This is a genomic window from Pyruvatibacter mobilis (assembly GCF_012848855.1).
GTDB classification, from domain to species: domain Bacteria; phylum Pseudomonadota; class Alphaproteobacteria; order CGMCC-115125; family CGMCC-115125; genus Pyruvatibacter; species Pyruvatibacter mobilis.
In genome coordinates this window covers 3,256,584-3,277,366 of sequence record NZ_CP051630.1, presented here as the reverse complement: position 1 = coordinate 3,277,366, position 20,783 = coordinate 3,256,584, and the positions used below count along the sequence as shown (strand labels likewise).

The 20,783-nt window shown below is 62.2% G+C and carries 15 protein-coding genes; 7 read left to right on the top strand and 8 right to left on the bottom strand.

Translation table 11 applies throughout. From position 1 onward, the window contains the following. Positions 1-373: 373 nt before the first annotated feature. Positions 374-808, top strand: a complete 435-nt coding sequence (locus HG718_RS15320) for a tellurite resistance TerB family protein (RefSeq protein WP_160586471.1) — start codon at positions 374-376, stop codon at positions 806-808. A 78-nt stretch (positions 809-886) separates the two neighbouring features. Then, positions 887-1,672 carry a hypothetical protein gene (locus HG718_RS15315; protein WP_160586470.1) on the top strand — a complete coding sequence of 262 codons (786 nt, stop codon included), beginning with the start codon at positions 887-889 and terminating at the stop codon, positions 1,670-1,672. 18 nt (positions 1,673-1,690) lie between these two features. Here HG718_RS15315 and HG718_RS15310 read toward each other — a convergent pair whose 3' ends face one another. Then, positions 1,691-2,779 (bottom strand): M14 family metallopeptidase, encoded by a 1,089-nt coding sequence (locus HG718_RS15310; RefSeq protein WP_160586469.1) that lies wholly within the window; start codon positions 2,777-2,779, stop codon positions 1,691-1,693. Positions 2,780-2,905: 126 nt separating this feature from the next. After that, on the bottom strand, positions 2,906-4,843 hold the full coding sequence (locus HG718_RS15305; RefSeq protein ID WP_160586468.1) for an alkyl/aryl-sulfatase: 1,938 nt from the start codon (positions 4,841-4,843) through the stop codon (positions 2,906-2,908). 132 nt (positions 4,844-4,975) lie between these two features. Here HG718_RS15305 and HG718_RS15300 point away from each other — a divergent pair, with 132 nt between their 5' ends. Next, positions 4,976-5,560, top strand: coding sequence for a class I SAM-dependent methyltransferase (locus HG718_RS15300; RefSeq protein WP_160586467.1), 585 nt, complete (start codon positions 4,976-4,978; stop codon positions 5,558-5,560). 57 nt (positions 5,561-5,617) lie between these two features. Here HG718_RS15300 and HG718_RS15295 read toward each other — a convergent pair whose 3' ends face one another. The 4 genes from HG718_RS15295 to HG718_RS15280 form a co-directional block, all read right to left on the bottom strand. Beyond that, entirely contained in the window at positions 5,618-6,805 is a 1,188-nt protein-coding gene (locus tag HG718_RS15295) for an acetyl-CoA C-acyltransferase (protein WP_160586466.1), read from the bottom strand. A gap of 65 nt (positions 6,806-6,870) precedes the next feature. Next, entirely contained in the window at positions 6,871-7,713 is an 843-nt protein-coding gene (locus HG718_RS15290; protein ID WP_205345613.1) for a hypothetical protein, read from the bottom strand. 6 nt (positions 7,714-7,719) lie between these two features. Next, positions 7,720-8,115, bottom strand: coding sequence for an MAPEG family protein (locus HG718_RS15285; RefSeq protein WP_160586465.1), 396 nt, complete (start codon positions 8,113-8,115; stop codon positions 7,720-7,722). 110 nt (positions 8,116-8,225) lie between these two features. Next, a complete protein-coding gene (locus tag HG718_RS15280) occupies positions 8,226-9,470 on the bottom strand; it encodes a Glu/Leu/Phe/Val family dehydrogenase (protein ID WP_160586464.1) in 1,245 nt (414 codons plus the stop codon). Between the two features lie 297 nt (positions 9,471-9,767). On the opposite strand from HG718_RS15280, the gene HG718_RS15275 reads away from it, so the two are divergent. Together HG718_RS15275 and HG718_RS15270 are read left to right on the top strand one after the other, a co-directional pair. Beyond that, on the top strand, positions 9,768-10,877 hold the full coding sequence (locus tag HG718_RS15275; protein WP_160586463.1) for an efflux RND transporter periplasmic adaptor subunit: 1,110 nt from the start codon (positions 9,768-9,770) through the stop codon (positions 10,875-10,877). Positions 10,878-10,968: 91 nt separating this feature from the next. Beyond that, on the top strand, positions 10,969-14,094 hold the full coding sequence (locus tag HG718_RS15270) for an efflux RND transporter permease subunit (protein ID WP_160586462.1): 3,126 nt from the start codon (positions 10,969-10,971) through the stop codon (positions 14,092-14,094). Here the strand turns inward: HG718_RS15270 and HG718_RS15265 are convergent, their stop codons facing one another. Beyond that, positions 14,095-16,467, bottom strand: a complete 2,373-nt coding sequence (locus tag HG718_RS15265) for an efflux RND transporter permease subunit (RefSeq protein ID WP_244617566.1) — start codon at positions 16,465-16,467, stop codon at positions 14,095-14,097. 179 nt (positions 16,468-16,646) lie between these two features. Here HG718_RS15265 and HG718_RS15260 point away from each other — a divergent pair, with 179 nt between their 5' ends. After that, positions 16,647-17,741, top strand: coding sequence for a carboxylesterase family protein (locus HG718_RS15260; RefSeq protein WP_244617565.1), 1,095 nt, complete (start codon positions 16,647-16,649; stop codon positions 17,739-17,741). On the opposite strand, the gene HG718_RS15255 is transcribed toward HG718_RS15260, so the two are convergent. Continuing rightward, complete coding sequence (locus HG718_RS15255; RefSeq protein WP_160586461.1) at positions 17,738-18,967, bottom strand: porin; 1,230 nt, start codon at positions 18,965-18,967, stop codon at positions 17,738-17,740. The genes HG718_RS15260 and HG718_RS15255 overlap by 4 nt on opposite strands. A gap of 161 nt (positions 18,968-19,128) precedes the next feature. Between HG718_RS15255 and HG718_RS15250 the strand changes: the two genes are divergently transcribed. Beyond that, entirely contained in the window at positions 19,129-20,742 is a 1,614-nt protein-coding gene (locus tag HG718_RS15250) for a BCCT family transporter (RefSeq protein ID WP_160586460.1), read from the top strand. Positions 20,743-20,783 lie beyond the last annotated feature (41 nt).

Genomic DNA, 20,783 nt, shown 5'->3' with positions numbered 1-20,783 from the left:
AGAACGCCGTAATGCCTCGCATCTCTGCAAGGCACATACCGTCGTCCCCAGTGCCGGCAGCCATCCCCAAGCGCGGCCACCGAATGCTCGCGCACCCCAAAATGCGCGGCCTGAAGGGCGAAAATGTAAAGAAGTCACAACCGAATCATAGGCGTAAATGAAAAATCTCTTAACGCCGTCTCATTTTTGCACGCGCTATTCATGCGGCGCCCTCCGGTCATTCGCCACATGAATGTCACCAAATCTTCACGCACGACACGCCCCGTGACGCTCGCATGACACAAGCGCTCGCCGGTATAGTCCCGCCGCTTGCCAACTGGCACCAGAGGAAGGCCCGGCCGGGCTTGAATGTGCCGGAAACCGGGGGATCAAGATGATCGAGGCGCTGAAACAGATATTTTCCGGCGCGGCCACGCTGCCGGACGAACACACCGTGGCCGTTGGCCTGCTCCTGGAAGTCATCCGCATGGATGATGATTTCGACGACATGGAACGCGCCGCAGTGGCCCGGATCGTCTCGCGCCGCTTTGATGTGACCGAAGATGAGGCCATGCAGAGCGTGGCCGAAGTCGCAGACATGCCCCGCACCACCTATGACGATGCAGAGCTTCTGAAGGCAATCAACGAAGCCTATTCGCCCGCACAGAAGACTGCACTGGTCGAGAGCCTGTGGGAAATTGCCCTGGCCGACGGTGAACTGCATCGCTTCGAAAACCATGCCATCCTGGCGATTGCCAACAAACTTGGCATGGGCCAGGCAGAGCTCGACGCCACACGGGCGGCAGCCAAGGCGCGCCTCGCGGCGTGAGTCACCGCGCAGCAGAACCACAACAGAGAGGGGACGCTACCCGGCGTCCCCTCTTGATGCCGGAAAGCAAGATCAAGAATGAACTTCGTCAGGATTTTCGACTGGCACGTACTGCTTGTGACGGCATTCGCCTGCGCTGCCACCTATCTGTGCATCGACAACGAGATCGCGGCTGATCTGCCCACAAGCCTGATCGCCGTCGCCATCGTCTTTCCCATCGTTTTCTCGATCAATGCGGCCTATACGCGGCGCGAAGAGGCCTTGCGCTACCTGGGATTGGTGCGTGCCACCATCGCCTCGCTCTACCTCGCCCACCGTGACTGGGTCGGCGCACCCCAAACACACGGGCCTCGCGCTGCAAAGATTGGCCGAAAACTCTATGCGTCTATCTGCGAGGCGCTGGCGGCAGACACACAGGACCAGCCCACCGCCCGCCTGAAGGTGCGCGCCTGTTTCTCCGCTTTTTCACACTCTATCGAGGATTTGCGGGCCGCCGGCCTGTCATCCACCGAGGTGTCGCGCGTCAACAATTACCTCAACCTTGCAATTACAGATTTCGAGAGGCTCCGCGCCATCTCGGACTACCGTACACCGGCGTCACTGCGCGCCTATTCCAAGGTGTACCTCAACATTTTCCCGATGCTGTTCGCACCGCTCTACGCGAGCATCGCTGCCACCGCAGGTGAGCCGTTCGGCTATGCCATGGCCGTTGCTTTCGCCTTCGTTCTGGTGGGCCTCGACAACATCCAGGATGCCCTTGAAAACCCGTTCGACGGCATCGGCGTCGACGACGTAGATCTTGAAGCAGACGGTGAGCTTTACTGGTTACCCGAGGACAAGCCCCACACCCGGGCTCCCGATTGATCGTCAGCCAATCGACAACTAGCTTGCAGAAAGCCCTTGCCGCACCGCATCCCGCGCCAGTTCATGGACGCGAACACGCCAGCGATCATCGTCGGGATGAAACGCCGCTTCGATGGTCGCCTTGATCTCTGCCGCTTTCTGCAAGTCTTGTTTCGCGTTCGGATCGACCTGCGTGTAAAGCCAGTTGTCAAGCCGCAGAGCCTTCAGGACAGCTACGCCATCCACCGTACCGAACTCCAGCGCGATGGCCGTGCCCTGCGCGCCTGCAGGAAGCTCCTCGAAGAAGGGCACGCTGATATCACCGCTGACAGGCGCGGAATTGCTTTCGCCGCCTGCCAGATTGGTGACATCGCTGCCCCATATCCGTCGGGCCCGCTCGATGGCAACCTGGTTGCCTAGACCGATCTTCTCAAGCTCACCAAACGCGCCCAACCCGGTATGGATATCCATCAGCAGGATGTCACGGGCGCTGCCAGCCGCCTCCCTGACAATCTGGCGGAATGTCCTGGCAGACCAGGACGGTGCCGAACCGCCGTAGAACAACCCGTCGGGCCGTGTGTACTGGCCGCTCGAAACGGCTGCCTGAAAGGCTGGAAAACCACGCGCCTTGATCCACTCCCCCACTTGCGCGTCCCAGTGCGCGGGACGCAAGCCATAGTCTTCAGGCGCAAGCACCGGGTGAAGGTCTTCATAGTCAGTGTTGGTTGGCACACCTGCGGCAAAGTCCAGGCAGTTGCGGTTGAGGTCGATATTGTCCTCATTCACCCGCCGCTTGTGGGCAAAGCCATAGGGATTGAGGGCATGAACCAGAACCACCCGTACATTGGATGGCAGGACGTCGAACTCGCCCGCCGATAGGAGCGCGACCTGACACCCCGACCCGCAATAGCCCTCGATTCCATGGGTGCCGGACGACAGGATCACCACCCGATCAGCGTCCGCGGGGCCCTTGACCGCCACATCGGTGACGAGCACCTCACCCTCCGGGCCCGTTGCCCGGTCATTCACGTATTCGGTGAGCGTAAAACCCGCCTGCGTAGCCGCGGCCCGAAATCGCTCGCGCGCCTGGCGGTAGCTGGATGAAAAAGCCGCGTCGAGATCTGCCACGCTGGAAGTTGCCATCCCCGGTCCCCTTTTTGTTTCGGAGCCGAGCCTAGTACGCCCGATGCCGGAACGGAAAGGGGCGGCATGCCCAACAGGCAGCCGCCCCCTTATCACCAGTGTGATCCGGCCTCAGTCCCAGGCAGGCCGCGGCGTCACGATGGGCCAGCGCGGGGAAAACTGGTCGAACAGGCTGCCCAGATCAGCAAAGGCCAGCGCGTCGCCTTCGATCACCAGCCGCCCGTCGCCCATCAGATCGCCCGCATCCCGCACCCGCAACATCAGAAGCTTGAAGTCGAGCGACGAAATCCTGAGCGTTGCCGTGGGGTTGGCGTCATGGCGGCCGGGGAAGGTGTTGAGCACACAGTTTCCAAGGGTCAGCGTGTATTTCTCACCGGTGTCCGTGAAGTCGAAATTGAACGCATACGCCTTGCCGTCCGCCTTCGGCCCGTTGAGCCGCACGGCCATGGCCTGAAACAGGTTTTCAAGCGGCATGCCCGCAGCCATGCCCTCGCTCACCTGCAGCGGCCGGCTTTCCGGCACCCCGTGGCGCAGCTCCATGGCGGCAGACAGATAGAAATTCCGCCAGACGCCGGATTCGGCCTGATAGCCCAGTTGCTCATGGGCATCGGCCAACAGAAGCCGCGCGTCCTGGTTGGTCTCGTCTGCCATCACCACATGGTTCAGCACTTCGGCAACCCAGCGATAATCGCCTTCCTCGAAGCTCTCACGGGCCTGGGCGATGACATTGTCGGCTCCGCCCATGAACTTCACATAGCGGGTGGCCGCCGCCACCGGCGGGTGCGGGAAGAGATTGGCGGGGTTGCCGTCGAAATGGCCCAGATATTTGACGTAAACCGCCTTCGCATTGGCCGCGAGCGCGCCGTAATAGTCCCGGTTATAGAACTCCTTGGCCAGCGATGGCGGCAGCGCCAGCTGCTCCGCCACCTCTTCCTTGTTGTAGCCAAGATTGGCCAGCCGCAGCGACTGGTCGTGGATGTATTTGTAAAGATCGCGCTGCTTCTTGAGGTAGTCGACCGCCCGCTCCCGGCCCCAGATCGGCCAGTGATGGGACGCGAATTCGACCTCCAGCCGGTCACCGAACAGATCAATGCTCTCCTGGATCTGTTCAGACCAGGCAAGCGCGTCGCGCACCTGCGCCCCGCGCGGCGTATAGACATTGTGCAAATGGTGGGAGGTGATCTCCGACATGCACAGCGCTTTGAACTGCGGGAAATAGAAAACCATCTCCGCCGGCGCTTCGGTGCCCGGCGTCATCTGGAACTCGATTTCGATGCCGTCCAGCACCCGTGTCTCACCAGTGGTGCAGATGAGGTCATTGGGCGGCACGAAGCCCGTCGACCCCATGGACAGAGCCGCCCCCAACCCGGTTGTCAAAAAGCCTTTCGGGTCCGGCTTCAGCAGATTGCCGTACATATAGGTGGCGCGGCGCTGCATCACCGGCCCCGCCAGCACGTTCTCCGACAGGGCTTCCTTGGTGAAGCCTTCAGGCGCCACCAGCGGGATCTTGCCGGACGCCACATCGGCCGGATCCACCACGCCGAGCGTGCCGGCGAAATGATCCGCATGGCTGTGGGTGATGATGACGGCGGACACAGGCCGCTCGCCCAATTCCTTGTTGGCCAGCGCCAGCGCCGCAGCCGAGCTTTCCGACGACGTCAGCGGGTCAATGATAACCCACCCGGTCTCGCCCTTGATGAGGGTCATGTTGGCGATGTCGAAGGAGCGCACCTGGTAGAGCCCCGGCACCACCTCATAAAGACCGTGATTGAGGCCATTGAGCTGCGCCTGCCGCCACAGGCTGGGATTGGCATGGTCCGGCGCATCGCCCGCGAGGAATTTTGATGCCTCGAGGTCGTAGGTCACCTTCCCGTCGCTTTCACGGGTGATCGTCATCGGATCAAGGGTGGCGATAAACCCGCGCTGCGCATCCTCAAAACTCTGCTGATCGGAGAAATCAAGAACCCCTGACTTCACCGCCGCATTGGCCTTGGCCGTTGCTGCGCTCGCGTCCTTCTGGCTCATACCCGCTGTTGCTGCGTCGCTCATCCCTGTCCCTCCTGGTGTTTTTTCGGCGCTTTTTCGCTGCAAGCCGAGACGGGCGGACGGAAAATCTGGCACAGTCCCGTCCGCGCCCATCACTGCAACCGCGCGCCTTGCCCCTTCTATAGCACCGATTTGATGACCGTCATTAGTTCCGCCGACGCAAAAGCCTCACCGCTTGCCTTTCTCAAGGCCTTTCTGCGCAATCCCAAGAGCATTGGAGCCGTCGCACCGTCGGGCCGGGTGCTTGCCGGGCTCATGGCGCGCGGGCTGGGAGCGGGTCAGACGGTGCTGGAACTGGGCGGCGGCACGGGCACCCTAACGCGCGGCCTGGCACGGGCAGGCGTCACCGGAGAGCGGCTGAACGTCATCGAGATGAACCCGGATTTCATCCAGAGCCTGCGCGCCCAATTCCCCGGCGCGCGCATTCACGACCATTCAGCTTTCGAGATCGATACCCTGCCCGACGATGTGCGGGACCTGGATGCGGTGATCAGCGGGCTGCCGCTGGTCAACATGTCCGGCGACAACCACCGCGCCATCATGCGCGGCAGCTTCGCGCGGCTGAAACCCGGCGGCTATTACCGCCAGTTCACCTACAAGCCCCGCTGCCCCATCAGCCAGGACGTGCTGGACGCGTTCGGCCTCAAGGCAACCTATGAAGGCATGGCCCTGCGCAACATACCGCCGGCCTTCGTCTACCGGATTGAGCGGGCCGCCTGACAAAAAGCCCCGCACCGGTTGATCCGGGCGGGGCTTTTGTCTTGAAGGTGCGGAAAGCTAGTTCAACATCTCCAGTGCAATCGCCGTGGCTTCACCACCGCCGATGCACAGGGACGCAACGCCCTTGGTCCTGCCCTGGCTGCGCAGCGCATTGATCAGCGTCACCATCACGCGGGCACCGGACGCCCCGAGCGGATGGCCAAGCGCACAGGCGCCGCCATTGATGTTGACCTTGTCGTGGCTGAGGCCGAGATCATGCATCGCCGCCATGGGGACCACGGCAAAGGCTTCGTTGATCTCGTAAAGGTCCACCTCATCCGTCGTCCAGCCGGCCTTCGTCACCACCTTCTCGATGGCCTTCACCGGCGCCGTGGTGAACCATTCAGGCGCGTGGGAGTTGGTCGCATGCGCGCGAATGGCCGCAATCGGCGTAAGGCCCCGCTTTTCTGCTTCGGATTTGCGCATCAGCACCATGGCAGCCGCCCCATCGGAGATCGAGCTTGAGTTCGCCGCCGTCACCGTGCCGTCCTTGCGGAAGGCGGGCTTAAGATTGGGGATCTTCTCCGGCGAGGCCTTGAAGGGCTGCTCGTCGGCTGAGACCGTCACCTCGCCCTTGCGGGTCTTCAGCGTGATCGGTGCGATCTCGCCCTTGAAGGCATCGCCCTCATTAGCTGCCTTGGCGCGCTTCAGGCTCTCAATGGCATAGGCGTCCTGCGCCTCGCGCGTGAACTGGTACTTCTCCGCCGTGTCTTCGGCGAACGTGCCCATGGCGCGGCCTTCCTCGTAGGCATCCTCAAGGCCGTCCAGGAACATGTGGTCCTTCACCTGCCCATGGCCCAGCCGCATGCCGCCGCGGGCATTGGGCAAGAGGTAAGGCGCATTGGTCATGCTCTCCATGCCGCCGGCGACAACCACGGTGGCATTACCAAGCAACAGCCCGTCATGCGCCAGCATTGCGGCCTTCATGCCGGAGCCGCACACCTTGTTGATGGTGGTGGCACCGGCCTCATCGGGAATCCCCGCATGGCGCGACGCCTGCCGCGCGGGCGCCTGACCGGTGCCGGCCGGCAGCACCAGCCCCATGATCACCTCATCCACCTGATCAGCCCCAAGGCCCGCATCTTCAAGCGCTGCCTTGATGGCATGGGTGCCCAGTTCCGGCGCGCTGACCGATGACAGATCGCCCTGAAAACCGCCCATGGGGGTGCGCTTGGCGCCGACGATGACAACAGGATCCTGATCCATTGCAGGGTCTCCTTCGACAGAGGATTTCGATGTCAGATTGGCGGCGGTTCTACCCCATCGCCCGGTCAATTGGAAATGGGCGCGGCAATCGAAAAAGAAAACCCGTCATCCCGGTCAAGCACCAGATGCGCGCGGGCAGGCATCTCCGCCCAGATATGCCGGGTCAGCCGCTCATAATGCGCCACGAACCGGCGCACGGCCGCTTCATCCATCCGCGGCTTCAACGGCTCAGCCGCCGCAAGGCCTGCCTCCTGTACGAGGCGCGACTGCACGACGCTCTCAAGCCCCGGCACACGAATGAGAATGAGCGGCGCCAGATCCTGCCACAGCGGCCAGTAGTCCCGGTCAAGACAGCCATTCCACCAGCGCCGCCAGACCCCGTCCGCATCCTCGGAGGCTTCCAGCGCATTGGCCGGCGCCTCGAGGGCAGATGCGGCAAGCGGTGACGCCCCAACGCACCAGCCCTCAAACAGCACGATGTCAGGCCGCCCCGAGATCCGCGGCCAGTCCGCGAAAGGCACCCGGTCATCATCAAGCTTGGAGAATTGGGGGACGGGTGCCTCGGTGCCAGGCGCTGCGGCAGCAAGCCCCCTCAACACTTCCGCAAACAGCGCCATGTCATGGGTACCGGGCACACCGCGCGTCGCGCAGAGCGGGTGTACATCCTGCGCCAGCAGCAGACGCTCCGCCTTCGGAAGATAGAAATCATCCAGCGACAGCGTCAGGGCCCGCACGCCTTGCGCGGCAAGCTCAGCCTCAAGCGCATGGGCCAAGGTCGTCTTGCCGCTGCCTTGAGCCCCGCAGATACCCGCAACAGGCAGGCCGAAACGGCCGGGCACAGCATGCAAAAGCCCCGCCGCCATATCAGGCAGCAGGGCTTTCAGGCTTGGATGGATATTCGCAGCCAAGGCGGCTCAGGCGACCGTCAGATAGGCTGCGACACACATGGCGATGCCGGCGAGATAGGTGCCCAGCGCACCCACCGCCTTCAGCACATGCGGCTTTTCAAGTGTCTTGCAGGTCAGAAACCCGATCACCACCAGATAGCGGCTGACGGCAGCAACCACCATCGACCACATGACCCAGTCCGCCATGTCGGCCTGCAGCCCCAGATAGAGCATGAGAACCGCAAGGATCGGCACATATTCAGTGGCATTGCCATGCGCCCGGACGGCCTTGTTGAGACCGCTGGTCGGGTCATCCTGGATACCGGTGATAACGCTGGTGCGCCCGCGCTGGATAGAAACCCAGAAGCCGAGCAAAAAGATGAGCAGCGCCATTGCGGCGATGCACAGGACAGCGACAGTCATGAAAATCCTCCCCCGGTTCGTGCCGGTTCAGCCCGGCTTTGCCGTGTCGAATGCTAGCACAATCCGGGGAGGGACTTGATAGAAGGCAGAAGATCGAGGCCGGCCGGCGCCTATTCGTTGAACAGCCGCCGTGTCCCCATGCTCTCGATTGCTTCGGCAAGGCGCGCGGCAGCTATGCGGTAGGCCGCCGCCCGCAAGCCGACACCATCATCAGCCGCCCGCGAGGCGACCTGGCGTGCGACCCGCTCCATGCGCCGGTCCAGATTGTCGAAGACCTGTTCCTTGGTCATTTCTTCGCCGGAGCGGTTCTGCACCCATTCGAGATAGGAAACGCTCACGCCGCCCGAATTGGCCAGGATATCCGGCACCACGTGGATACCGCGCTCTTCCAGCCGGTCGCCGCCACCAACCGTACAGGCCTGGTTGGACACTTCGACCACGACGCCGGCCTCGACCGTCTCAGCGCTGTCGCCATCGATCCACCCGCCCAGCGCCGCCGGGACCAATATGTCTGCCTCAGCCCGGCGCAGATCATCTCCCGGCGCTTCATCAGCGAAGCCCTTGAGCCCCCGATGCTCTGCCTTGAAGGCTTCTGCCTCCGAAGGGTCAAACCCATCGGCTGAGTACACGCTCCCGGAAGAATCCGACAGGCCGACGATCTTGTATCCGGCTTCATGCATGTCATGGGCGTACTGAACGCCGGCATTGCCGAAACCCTGGATCGCAATGCTTGCACCATCCGCAAGGCCAAGATGGTCTTTCAGCGCCATGGTGACTTTCGCCGCCCCCCGGCCCGTGGCCTCGGCACGTCCCGGAATGCCCCCCAGCACGATCGGCTTGCCGGTGATGCTGGCCGTGTGCGCCGTGCCTTCGAGCGCCGCCAGCTCATCCGCCATCCAGGCGAGGACCGTTCCATTGGTATTGACGTCCGGCGCCGGGATGTCCCGGCCCGTGCCGAGATCATGCTTGAGCGCCCGCACATATCCACGCGCCAGACGTTCAAGCTCATGCCGGGACAGCATGCGCGGATTGACCGCCACGCCGCCTTTGCCGCCACCGAAAGGCAGGCCCGCAAGGGCATTCTTGAAAGTCATGAGGAAGGCCAGCGTGTTGACCTCGTGCTCGTCCACCGTCGGATGAAAGCGAATGCCGCCCTTGGCGGGGCCGAGAGCATTCGAATAGATCGTACGCCAGCCCGGAAATGTCTTGAGGGAACCGTCACCCATGCGCACCGTGATACTCGCAGAAACCGAACGGGTGGGATGCATGAGCACTTCCCGCACATCCTCGCTCAGGTCCAGCGCATCCGCTGCGCGTTCCAGATAGGCGCATACATCCAGGGCTTCGGTCGTCATCTTGTCTGTCTCCGGATCATTCGGGTCGATGCAGAACGTGCTTCGGGAAATGGCGCCACTTTGCAGACAGTCCAGTCACAAGAAATTGTCATTTTCCCATTTTCCCGTGCGTACACTATTATGTGGAGCTTGAGTGAAGGCTGACGGTCATAGGCGAACGACGGCATTGCCGCCCCCACACCGTATAACCGTCTTATAAGTCCCCTACGATGCCGGGGCCTCACCCGATTTCCCGGGTCCCGCATCTGGCCGCCGCCATGCCCGTTTGGCGGACCCCAAGCCGGTTCGGAACATTTTATGCGTTATTCAGTTTCTCTTTTCGCGGCCGTCTGTAGCGCCGTCAGCATTGGCGGCCTGGCAGCCCCCGCTCAAGCACAAGGCCGCGGCGGCCCCGTCCCTGTTTTTGTACAGGAGGCCGCCGAGACTGAATTCGTCGACCGTATCGAAGCGATCGGCACGCTGCGTGCCAATGAGACCGTCGAGATCACGGCGACCGTGACTGACACCGTGACCGGCGTCTATTTCGACGACGGGGCCCGCGTTGCGGCAGGCGACACCCTGCTGACCATGGCGGACGGCGAGGAACGCGCCCTCCTCGAAGAAGAAAACGCCGCCGCCAATGAAGCTCGCCGCCAGCTGAACCGCGCCCAGAGCCTTGTCGGCCAGGGCACCATCTCCCGCTCGGTGCTGGATGAGCGCAAGCGCTCCTACGAGACCGCCGTGGCAAGACGCCGGGCGCTGCAGTCGCGTCTCAAGGACCGCGTCATCACGGCACCCTTCGACGGGGTGGTCGGCCTGCGCCGGATTTCCGTCGGCGCCTTGGTCGCGCCGGGTGACGTCATCACGCGGATCCATGACGACAGCGTCATGAAGCTCGATTTCTCTGTCCCCACCGCATACCTCTCCACCATCGAGCCCGGCCTCGCCATCCGCGCCCGGGCCCGTGCACTGGAGGGCCGCGAGTTCGAAGGTGAGATTTCAAGCCTGGACAACGAGATCGACCCGGTCACCCGCTCCATCATCGTGCGCGCATTGCTGCCCAATGATGACCGCGTGCTGCGCCCCGGCCTGCTGATGACCGTGGAACTGCTGCGCAACCCGCGCCGCGCCGTCACCATTTCCGAAGACGCCATCGTACCCATCGCACGCGAGACCTATGCCTATGTGGCCGTGGAAGAAGACGGCAAACCCGTTGCCGAACGGCGCAAGATAACTCTCGGCACCCGCCGCCCCGGCGAAGTTGAGGTGATCGACGGTCTTTCCGTCGGCGACCGGGTCGTGACCCGTGGCGCCAGCCAGCTCACCCCCGGACAGGCCATTGAGGTCAAGGCCGTGAGCAAGAGCGGCGACACGCTGGAAGAGCTTCTGGGTCCGGACGCAGCCACCAGCCAACCTGTCGGCGGCTGAGCTCCCGCGCCCGCAAGAAATTTCCCTGCATCACACACGGTGCAGGCCCCGCTAATGTGAAACCGCTGCTGCCGCCCGACGGAGTGCGCCCATGTTCCTGTCCGATTTGTCCGTGACCCGCCCGGTCTTTGCCGCCGTGCTGGGCATCCTGCTGGTTGTGTTCGGCATCGTGTCCTTCACCCAGCTGCCTCTTCGTCAGTATCCGGACATCGATCCGCCGGTCGTCACCATCGAAACCGCCTATCCGGGGGCTGCAGCCTCGATCGTTGAATCCCGCATCACCGAGATCATCGAAGACCGCATTTCCGGCATCGAGGGCATCGATTTCATCCAGTCTTCAAGCGAGGACGGCGAGAGCAACGTCACCATCCAGTTCAAGACCGGCCGCGACGTGGATTCAGCCGCAAATGACGTGCGCGACCGCGTCTCGCGGATCGTCGACAACCTGCCTGATGAGGCGGATCCGCCGGAGGTGCAGAAGCGGGACGCAGATGAAAGCGTAATCGTCTGGCTGTCGCTCTCCAGCCCCAACATGTCGACGCTGGAGCTGACCGACTTTGCAGAGCGCTACGTGGCCGACCGCTTCTCGGTGCTGCCGGGTGTCGCGCGCGTGCGCCTCTCCGGTGCCAAGAGCTACGCCATGCGCGTCTGGCTTGACCGGATGGAAATGGCGGCCCGCGGTCTCACCGCGTCGGACGTGGAGCGCGCACTGCGCGCCGAGAACGTGGAATTGCCGGCCGGCGCTGTTGAGAGCCTCGAGCGCCAATTCACCGTGCGGGTGGCACGTTCTTTCAACGATGCCGAGGACTTCTCCCGCCTTGTTCTGGCGCGTGGTGAAGACGGATACCTGGTGCGTCTGGGGGACGTGGCCCGCGTGGAACGCTCCGCCGATGAGGACCGAACCTTCTTCCGCGGCAACACCCTGCCGCGCATCGGCATCGGTATCGTCAAGCAGTCCACAGCCAATACGATCGACGTAGCCCGCGCCGCCAAGGCAGAGGCGGACCGCTTGAACCCGACCCTGCCGGAAGGCATGGAAATCACCGTCAGCTTCGACACCTCCATCTTCGTCGAAGGCGCCATCAACGAAGTCTACAAGACACTGGCCATTGCCATGGTGCTGGTGGTGCTGGTGATCCTTGCTTTCCTTGGCAATATCCGCGCGATGCTGGTGCCGGCCGTGACCGTGCCCATCTCGATCACCGCCAGCTTCACCCTCCTGCTGATTCTCGGTTTCTCGATCAACCTGCTGACCCTGCTCGCCCTGGTACTGGCGATCGGCCTGGTGGTGGATGACAGCATCGTGGTGCTGGAAAACATTCAGCGGCGCATGGACGAAAATCGCGAAACAGCACTCGTGGCGGCCTTCGAAGGCACCCGCCAGGTGGGCTTCGCTGTCATCGCGACCACAATGGTGCTGATCTCGGTCTTCGTGCCGATCGCCTTCACAGAGGGGGACATCGGCCGTCTGTTCGCCGAATTCGCCCTGACCATGGCTGCAGCCGTCGCTATCTCCAGCCTCGTGGCACTCACAATCTCGCCGATGATCGCCTCCAAGATCCTGCGGCCCAACTCGGCGGAAAGCGGAATCAGCGCCCGCGTTGAAGCCCTGCTGCGAGCTTCCCGGGACTGGTATGCAGGCGCGCTCGAATGGTCGCTTACGCGCCCCCTCATCGTGTTTGCAACGTTTGTCGCCCTGCTGGGTGGTACAGCGCTGCTCTACAACGCGCTGCCTGCGGAATACTCCCCGCAGGAAGACCAGGGCGCGTTCTTCATCATCGTCAACGGACCTGAGGGCGCGACCCACGCCTTCATGAACGAGTACATGGACGAGATCGAAGCCCGCCTCGTGCCCTATCTCGACAGCGGCGAGATGGAAACGCTGCTGGTGCGCAGCCCACGCAGCTTCGGCAACATCACCGCCTTTAACACCGGCATCGTCATCTCGGTGCTGGCGGACTGGTCCGAACGCCGGTCGGCCTTTGTCATCATGGATGAAATCCGCGCCAGACTATCGGACCTTCCGGGCGTGCGGGCTTTCCCCGTTATGCGGCGCGGCTTCGGCGGCGGCACCAACAAGCCTCTGCAATTCGTCATCGGCGGCGGCACCTATGATGAGCTGGCCGAATGGCGCGACATCATGCTCACTGAGCTTGAGACCAACAATCCAGGCCTGCAAGGCATTGACTGGGACTACAAGGAAACCCAGCCGCAGGTGGAAGTGGATGTGGACTATGACCGTGCCGCCGAACTCGGCGTCACCGTCTCTGAAATTGGCCGCACGCTGGAGACCATGCTCGGCGGCCGCAATGTCACCACCTACATCGATGGCGGCGAGGAATACCCGGTGATCCTGGAAGGTGAGCGCGAAAGCCAGCGCACCCCGACTGACCTTCAGAACATCTATGTACGGTCAGAGCGGTCCGGCGAACTCATTCCCCTGTCGAACCTCGTGACGATCCAGGAATTTGCAGGCTCCACGACCCTCAACCGCTACAACCGCATCCGCGCCCTTACCCTTGAGGCCAATCTGGCCGACGGCCTGTCGCTCGGCGACGCCATCGCGCACCTCAACACGATCGTTGACGAAAAACTGCCGGAAACAGTGGTGGTGGACTACAAGGGCGAAAGCCGTGACTACTTCACGGCGGGAGGCGCCCTTCTCTTCGTCTTCATGCTGGGCATCGCTGTCGTGTTCCTGGTGCTGTCGGCCCAGTTCGAAAGCTTTGTCCATCCGCTGATCATCATGCTGACCGTGCCGGTCGTGATCGGCGGCGGGCTGTTCGGTCTGTGGCTGGCAGGGGCAACCATCAACATCTACAGCCAGATCGGCCTGGTGATGCTGGTCGGCCTCGCCGCCAAGAACGGCATTCTGATCGTGGAGTTTGCCAACCAGTTGCGCGATCAGGGTGTCGAGTTCGCCGAGGCGCTGCGCGAAGCCTCCGTCACCCGCTTCCGCCCGATCCTCATGACCGGCATCACCACCGCAGCCGGCACCGTTCCGCTGATTATCGGCTCGGGTGCCGGCGCCGAAAGCCGCGCTGTCATCGGCGTGGTGGTGCTGGCCGGTGTACTGGCATCCGTCGCCCTGACCCTGTTCGTCGTGCCGGTAGCCTACAATCTGCTCGCGCGCGGCACGGGCTCGCCCGGCGACGTCCGCCGCCGGCTGGAGCGTGAACACCCGGAAGCACGCACAGGCCACCAGCCAGCGGAGTGACTATGCCTTCTGCCGGCGCGGCAGCAACCACTCCAGAGCCCAGGCCAGCGCCGGCAGCAACGTCACCGCGCCCACCATGTTCACCAGGAACATGAAGGACAGAAGCAGGCCCATATCCGCCTGGAACTTCAGCGCCGAGAACGCCCAGCTGGCAACACCTATGGCAAGCGTAAGGCCGGTGAAGACCACAGCCATGCCCGTCTCCTGCATGGCGAGCGGGAAAGCCTCTTCCAGTGCCAGCCCCTCATCCAACCGGAACTGCAGCCGGTTGTAGATGTAGAACGCGTAGTCCACCCCGATACCCACCGCCAGCACGAGGACCGGCAGGGTGGACGACTTGAGGCCGATGCCCAGCTCCGTCATGAACCAGTAGCCCATGAAGGTGGCGACCAGCAGCGGCGCGCAGCAGCAGATGACAGCCCGGATATCCCGGTAAGCGAGGCTGACAAGAATGATAATGGCGCCGAAGACATAGAGCAGCATCGGCAGCTCATTCTCCGAAATGACCTCATTGGTGGCGGCAATGATGCCCACATTACCCGTGGCAAGACGGAAGGTGAGCCCCTCCAGCTTGTCATAATTGGACGCGATGTAATTCTCCGCTGCAGCCACCACCCGCTTGACTGTCTCCGCCCTGTGATCCGACAGGAACGCAATCACCGGCATGGTATCGCAGCGCCTGTTGATGAGGCCCGTGCTCGTGGGAATAGGCGCCGTCACAAGTGCCAGGGTGGATTGCGCGCGCGGCAGCGTGCGCCATTTGAGATCATCCTGCATCCACAGGCGCATATTGTTGCGCGCCACCGTGGCGGCCGACACAACACCGACAACACCCGACACGTTTTCAAGGTGCCAGCCATAATCCTCCATCGCCACCATGTAGCGATGGTCGATACAGGCTTCGTTGGGCAGTTCCATCACAGTGACAAACGCATCGAGCGAGATGCCGAAATTTTCCGTGACGAACTCGACATCCTGATTGTAGCGCGCATCAGCCCTCAGCTCCGGCAGGCCCGCATGCAGGTCACCCACATGACGGTCGCGGGATTCATAGATGGAGACGGCAAACAGGACTGCGCTGACACCAAGCACCAGCTTGGCCGGCCCCGGCCGCGCAACGCCACCCAGCCGGCGCATCATCCGCGCGCGGCCTTCTCGCAGGCGCTGCACCTGAGCGACGAATTTCGGGCGCGGCGTCATGTAGGACGCAAGCAGTGGCAGCATGATGAGGTTGGAGACGATCTTGAGTGCGATGCCGACCGTGGCCACCACCGCCATTTCCTGGATTATGGGGATGGGCACAAGAGCAAGCGTGAGAAAGCCGACCAGATCTGTAATCAGGGCCATCGACCCCGGCAGGAAGAGCCGGCTGAAGGTCGCCCGCGCCGCCTGCTCCGCACTCGACCCGTCAATCACCTCGGAGGTGAAAAGGTTGATCTGCTGAACCCCGTGGCTGACGCCGATGGCATAGACAAGGAACGGCACCAGGATCGCCAGCGGATCAAGCCCGTAGCCAAGCAGTTCAAGGACACCGAACTGCCAGATGACCGACGCGAGCGAACTACCGACCGCCAACAGGGTGAGACGCACGGAGCGCGCATAGAGATAGACCGCCAGCGCCGTCAGCAGCAGGGCAATCCCCATGAAATAGACGACGCCTGCGGCTCCATCCGCGATGTCGCCAATGCCCTTTGCAAAGCCGATGATGCGGATCGTCGTGACTTCATCCTCGAACTTCTGGCGAATACCGGTCTCAAGCCGGTGTGCAAGTTCGATGTAATCCAGCCGTTCCCCGGACACCGGATTTATCTCGGCCAGCTCAAACCGGATCATCACCGACCGGTTGTCGTGGCTGACGAGTTGCCCCGCAAAGCCGCCGCGCACTGTATCAATGCGGATCCGCTCGAGCGCTTCCGGGGTTATGCCGTCGCGCGTTACCGCAGCCGGGATGAGATTGTAGGCGAGGAAGCCCTCTTCGGTGATCTCCATCACCCGTGTGTTCGGCGTCCACATGGAGCGGATCGTGGCCCGGTCAACGCCCGGCAGATAGAAGACCTCATCGGAGATATCGTAGTAGCGGCGGAAAAAGTCCGGCGTCCAGACGTCCCCGTCATTGGCCTCCACCACCACCATGACCGCGTTCGCACCGGGAAGTTTTTCCCGGTAGTCGGTGAATGTCTGGATGAATTGATGCTCGGATGGGAGCTGCTTCAGGAAGCCTGCGTCCACTTTCAACTGAGTCGCCAGCATGCCGGTGATCAGCGTGAGACACGCAAACAGGATCAGCACGAGCCGCCGATTGGCGAACAAAACCCTTTCGGCCCCTGCGACAATCGCCGCAAGCGGCCCTTTCATGGCAGCTGGTGCTGGCATGATCCCTCCCGCAATTGCTTGTTTTTCAAGCGGTTTCCCCGCTTTCTCTTATATCCGTGCTGGCATAACGAACTCTTAGCGGCAAGCCTGATCACAATGAGCATGCTTTTGCGCCTGCCGCCATTTCATGGCCAACTGCCCCCGCATTGTGATTCCGACCGTTGCCAGGCAGATCTCCCATGTCCGACACGCCCGACCAGAACACCCAGCTCATCGAGGCTATGACGGCCATGCTGCCTCCTTTGCTGGTGGCGCTCGACACGTTGGAAGATGTCACACGCAAACTGCACCCGCCGCAGATCGATGACCTCGTGGACCATGCGGCTGGCGTGGACATGGGTATCCGAGATGCCCGCCCGGTATTTGAAGCCGCCCCATGGCCGGAGCATTTGCTGCCGGTGCGCGACCGTGTGCTGACGGCAGCGGAAGAAGTGTTATCCGCTTACGGAGAACTGGCCGCCGCCAAGCACGCCGAGAATTTCATTCTCGAAGCCTTCAAGGCCCTGCGCCACGCACCACGCGCCAACGAAGCCCTTTATCCACTGGCGGCGATCCTGCCGCCGGTCAGCCGATACTTCCTCGAACCCGGCATGCGCGATGACCAGGAGCGGCTGGCAGCCCTTGCAGATGGCGCCAACCGTGCCGAGACGGGCGTCATCGAAGCAAGCAATGACAAAAAAGAGCGCGGCGGGTTCTCGCTCTACGTGCCGGAAGACTATGACCCGTCACGCGCCTACCCTCTGGTGATGGCGCTGCATGGCGGGTCCGGCCACGGGCGCAGCTTCCTGTGGAGCTGGCTGCGGGAGGCCCGCAGTCGCGGTGTCATCCTCGTCACGCCCACATCACGTGGCGACACATGGTCACTGATGGGCGATGACATGGACAGCCCGAACCTAGACGCCATGCTGGCGCACATTCGAAGCCGCTGGAATGTCGATGCCACGAAACTGCTACTGACCGGCATGAGTGATGGCGGCACGTTTTCTTACGTGACAGGCCTGCGCGACGAGAGCCCGTTCACCCACCTTGCCCCTATGTCGACCGCGTTCCACCCCATGCTGGGCGAGATGGCCTCGGCGGATCGACTGGATGGCCTTCCTGTTTATGTGGTGCACGGCGCGCTCGACTGGATGTTCCCGTCCAAAATGGCCGAGTTGGCAGCTGAAACACTTGACGCCAAAGGTGCCGAGGTGAAACTCGAGATTATTCCCGACCTGTCCCACACCTATCCGCGCGAAGTGAATGCGCGTGTGCTCGATTGGTTCATGGCCTAGTAGTACAGCGCCACATTGAGGTTGATGCGGCTGTCCCACTCATCGCTGCCCGCAGCCAGCCCGTTGGTGAAGTCGCGGGTGATGAAGGGGCTGCCCTGCCCCACGCCATAATCGAGCGTAATGAACCACGGCCCCTTTGAAAAATAAGCGCCGGTGATGTTGTGGATGGTATCTTCAAAGCCCGACGGATCTTTCGTCAGCACACTGAAATTGTTGTAGACGGTCCAGCTTTCGAAGAAAGGCAGCTTGTACTCAGGCGAGTAGCGCAGATTGGCCAGATAGATCTCGCCGCCTGACGCCACATTATAGGGAAAATCAAAGGCACCCATCTGCACGACGTCAGGGTTGAGACCGGCAGGCACTTTCTGGTTGATGTCGTAGGTGACGAATTCGAGATCGTAACCGAAGCGTCCTTCTTCCCCGCGCAGATGAACCGCCGCTGCCCAGTGATCGCCATCCTGGCCGGTTATGTCGTTCGGCACCTCACCCCATTGACCTGACGCGCCAAGTTCCAGCGACCGGTCGTCATCTCCTTGAAAGAAAGTGCGGGCCACCCGAAGGTTGAACTGGTTTTCCTCGTCATTGCCGTTCGCACCTTCATCGACAATGTCATAGGAGTAGCGGGCACTGTCTTCGGACCGGCCGATACCGTCCCCTTCATCGCCAATGTACCAGGCCGCCTGAAGCGACCAGCCGTCCCAGTCCGGCGACACATATTTGAAGCCGAGATCGTAGTCGTCCTCCAGCCCCACATAGTAGGCGATGGAGAAGAACCAGTTGTCAGACGCATATGGAAGCAGACCGAACGGCACCTGATGCACACCCGCATGCACCACGCTTCCGTCATCGAACCGGTAACCGAGCCATGCATGGTGGACGAAGGCCGTATCGTGATCCTGCCCGTCCTGATGATAGTAGTATAGACGTCCCTGGGCGGAGCCGATGAAGCGGCCGGTATCGAAATCAGCACGGGTAATCAGCGTATCAAACTCGAACCAGTCGTCGAACTCGTCCGGCGTATTGTAATCGCGATAGGTAACGTTGCCGCGGATCGCGCCACCGAATTCGACAGGCCCAACTTCAAAGAGCCCATCGGCCTGGGCGGGCGCCGCCATCATCGGCAATGTCAGCGCGGCAAGAGCGGCAATTGTAAACCGGCTCCGGAACAGCGTCCGACCAGTGTCGGCCCGCCTGGCTTCTAAAGATGCCCCGGCTCCTTCAGCCATGATTTCTCCCCCTGCCAGTTCCCTGGTCCGTTCTGCTCAATTTGCGTCCACGCGCGCCCGTCTGCTAGGGCGGCGACACAGATGGAACAAGCGCGCGCCAAGATTGTTCCCCTATGGCAGTCGTGCGGCCACACGCGGGGCGAACAAGACATAGAGGATCCATGCCGACAGACACTGACCTGACCCCCGAGGGCAATACGGGCCTGATCGACACCGACTATGAGATCGGCCAGGACAATGTGGAAGCAAGCGTTGGGCCATTTGATTTCGACATCCACAATCCGGTCTTCGTCGTCTCCGGCCTCACCATCGTCCTCTTCACCACGCTGACACTGCTGTTTCCGGAAACCGCCGGAGCTTTCCTGTTCTGGCTGCGACCGGAGCTCACCAGCAGCTTTGACTGGTTCTTCCTGACCGCCGCCAACATTTTCGTGCTGACTGTCGTCGGCATCATGATTTCACCGCTCGGGCGCATCCGCCTCGGCGGCCCGGATGCGACACCGGACTATTCCTATGCCGGCTGGTTCGCCATGCTGTTCGCCGCCGGCATGGGCATCGGCCTGATGTTCTTTGGTGTCTCCGAACCAATTTCCCACTTTTCGGCTGCCCTGGTGGATAATGCCGGTGCGCCGGAAAGCTGGGCGCCGCTGGCAGGTGCTGCCGGCGATGAGGAAGCCGCGCGCCGGCTCGGCATGGCTGCAACGATTTTTCACTGGGGGCTGCACCCCTGGGCAATCTACGCGGTTGTCGGCCTGTCGCTGGCGCTGTTTGCCTACAACAAGGGCCTGCCCCTGAGCGTCAGGTCGATCTTCTACCCCATCTTCGGTGAGCGCATCTGGGGCTGGCCGGGCCATGTGATCGACGTGCTGGCCGTCTTCGCCACATTGTTCGGACTCGCAACCTCGCTCGGCTACGGGGCGGAGCAGGCAAATGCGGGTCTCGAGTTCCTGTTCGGCATTCCCGTCAGCGAAACGTCGAAGGTAACGCTGATTGCCGGTATCACCGGCATCGCCCTCATCTCGGTTGTCGCGGGTCTCGATGCAGGCGTGAAGCGCTTGTCGGAAATCAACCTCGTACTGGCAATCATGCTGCTGGCCTTTGTCATCCTCGTGGGCCCGACACTGGCCATCCTGTCGGGCTTCGTTGCCAATCTCGGCGCCTATATGACGGAGCTTGTTCCGCTATCCAATCCGTTCGGCAGGGAAGATGACAATTTCCGCCAGGACTGGACGGCGTTCTACTGGGCCTGGTGGATTTCGTGGTCGCCTTTCGTCGGCATGTTCATCGCCCGCGTCAGCCGCGGACGCTCGGTGCGCGAGTTCATTTTCTGCGTGCTGCTGATCCCATCGATCGTCTCCGTCCTGTGGATGACCGCATTTGGCGGCACCGCCATCACCTTCGTCACCCAGGGATTTGAAGCCATTGTCGACGCACCGACGGAACTTCGCCTCTTCACCATGCTGAGCGAGCTTCCGCTGGCAGCGATCACGTCTTTCGTCGGCATCGTGCTGGTGATCGTGTTCTTCGTCACATCGTCCGACAGCGGATCACTGGTGATCGATACAATCACGGCAGGCGGCAAGGTGGATGCACCGGTGGCGCAGCGCGTGTTCTGGTGCCTGTTCGAAGGACTGGTGGCCATTGCCCTGTTGCTGGGCGGCGGCCTTGCGGCACTGCAGGCAGCCGCCGTTTCCACGGGGCTTCCCTTTGCAGCGGTCCTGCTGCTCGGCTGCGTGGCCCTGGTGAAGGGGCTGAGAGCCGAGCCGCGAGACTGACATCCGACGATACTCACCCGACCACGAAAAAGGGCGCTGCG

What these genes read in the sequence shown, in the direction of transcription:
- HG718_RS15320 (WP_160586471.1), top strand. Translation starts at nt 374, where the DNA reads ATGATCGAGGCGCTGAAACAGATATTTTCCGGCGCGGCCACGCTGCCG.
- HG718_RS15315 (WP_160586470.1), top strand. Translation starts at nt 887, where the DNA reads ATGAACTTCGTCAGGATTTTCGACTGGCACGTACTGCTTGTGACGGCA.
- HG718_RS15305 (WP_160586468.1), bottom strand. Translation starts at nt 4,843, where the DNA reads ATGAGCGACGCAGCAACAGCGGGTATGAGCCAGAAGGACGCGAGCGCA.
- HG718_RS15300 (WP_160586467.1), top strand. Translation starts at nt 4,976, where the DNA reads ATGACCGTCATTAGTTCCGCCGACGCAAAAGCCTCACCGCTTGCCTTT.
- HG718_RS15295 (WP_160586466.1), bottom strand. Translation starts at nt 6,805, where the DNA reads ATGGATCAGGATCCTGTTGTCATCGTCGGCGCCAAGCGCACCCCCATG.
- HG718_RS15285 (WP_160586465.1), bottom strand. Translation starts at nt 8,115, where the DNA reads ATGACTGTCGCTGTCCTGTGCATCGCCGCAATGGCGCTGCTCATCTTT.
- HG718_RS15280 (WP_160586464.1), bottom strand. Translation starts at nt 9,470, where the DNA reads ATGACGACCGAAGCCCTGGATGTATGCGCCTATCTGGAACGCGCAGCG.
- HG718_RS15275 (WP_160586463.1), top strand. Translation starts at nt 9,768, where the DNA reads ATGCGTTATTCAGTTTCTCTTTTCGCGGCCGTCTGTAGCGCCGTCAGC.
- HG718_RS15270 (WP_160586462.1), top strand. Translation starts at nt 10,969, where the DNA reads ATGTTCCTGTCCGATTTGTCCGTGACCCGCCCGGTCTTTGCCGCCGTG.
- HG718_RS15265 (WP_244617566.1), bottom strand. Translation starts at nt 16,467, where the DNA reads ATGCCAGCACCAGCTGCCATGAAAGGGCCGCTTGCGGCGATTGTCGCA.
- HG718_RS15260 (WP_244617565.1), top strand. Translation starts at nt 16,647, where the DNA reads ATGTCCGACACGCCCGACCAGAACACCCAGCTCATCGAGGCTATGACG.
- HG718_RS15255 (WP_160586461.1), bottom strand. Translation starts at nt 18,967, where the DNA reads ATGGCTGAAGGAGCCGGGGCATCTTTAGAAGCCAGGCGGGCCGACACT.
- HG718_RS15250 (WP_160586460.1), top strand. Translation starts at nt 19,129, where the DNA reads ATGCCGACAGACACTGACCTGACCCCCGAGGGCAATACGGGCCTGATC.